Below are 1,121 nucleotides of genomic sequence, written 5' to 3'. Positions count from 1 at the left end.
AATATTGTGGTTCGAAAACAAGTGGTGCTGATGGTTTATTCAGCGTGCCATACCGCGATATACTAACGAAGTGTATCACAAGCCCCGTGAGTATTTTATTTTATTCTAAAGAAATGCGCAGGAAGTAGAATTAATCTCTGTTTGGATAGGGTTTATTTAATCGTTTTTACTGATTATCAGATTCCGCTCTGATTACAATATTACAAATCACCAACATAATGATGAGAATAATGCTGTACCCGCAAGACGCGGAATTTTTCGCCCCCGGTTATCGGATTGACATGTTATTTTTTTCTGCCAAAAACGTGCAGAGGAAAAGTTAATTTGTTCAATATATTCAATGCTAAAAGCCCATCCAATTTCTGCATGCGGTATGCAAATTTGGTCTTTTTACCCTAACGCTTTATGTTTTAGGCTGCCATTGGCGTGGCGGGAAAGCTGATTTGCTTTTTCGGCAAGACTTTCATGAGAATAAGCCTTGACAAGCTTAGGGGAAATAAAAAAGGATAGGTTGCTGCAATTGACTGAGCATCATCCATCGAGATGCATGTATAACGTTTATATCCGTCATATTTTACCTTGCAGGTGCGTTGGCTGTGTTCACTTACCCGAATCACTTACCGGGTTAACCCTCACTTGCCATCTTCCTGCAACGTGAATTATTCGGGTATACAAGGCCTAAAACGGGCTTTGTTCTATAACGGCCCCGCGTCTTATTCCGTTATCAATCTCAGCAATATTTCTGGCGTGTGCTGCACGCTGGTCGCAGTTTTTTTCTTCATTTGTCACGGCATCAGCGCGGGAAAGCGGCGTTGAGCGTGGCTTTTTCACCAACGCAGGGGATTCAAAAGGGGATTTGTATGTCAGAAGAGATCGCGCAGCCAACGGCGCAGCGTGCGGGCCTGTTTAGAAAATTGGGGCCCTATATCGCGCTGGTTGGGGCGATTCTGTTTTTCTCAGGGCTGTTTTTCAAGGTCGATGGGCTGAATTGGCTGGGTGCCTTCGATTTCACCACGTTGGGCGGTAGCTTTGGTGCCATCAAAGAGGGTGGAACCTTTATCGGCGCGGGTGGCATCAGCGCCAAAGCGGGCTTTATCTTCGCCCTGTCGCTGGTGCCTACG

Annotated in this window: 1 pseudogene; it reads left to right on the top strand. The window is 45.6% G+C overall.

Going from position 1 to position 1,121, the window contains the following annotated elements:
- Positions 1-854: 854 nt before the first annotated feature.
- Positions 855-1,121 (top strand): annotated as a pseudogene (locus J5224_RS29245) (hypothetical protein); the annotation flags it as partial.

The sequence above is a fragment of the Candidatus Symbiopectobacterium sp. NZEC135 genome, from assembly GCF_025962695.1.
This window is presented reverse-complemented; position numbering and strand designations above follow the sequence as displayed.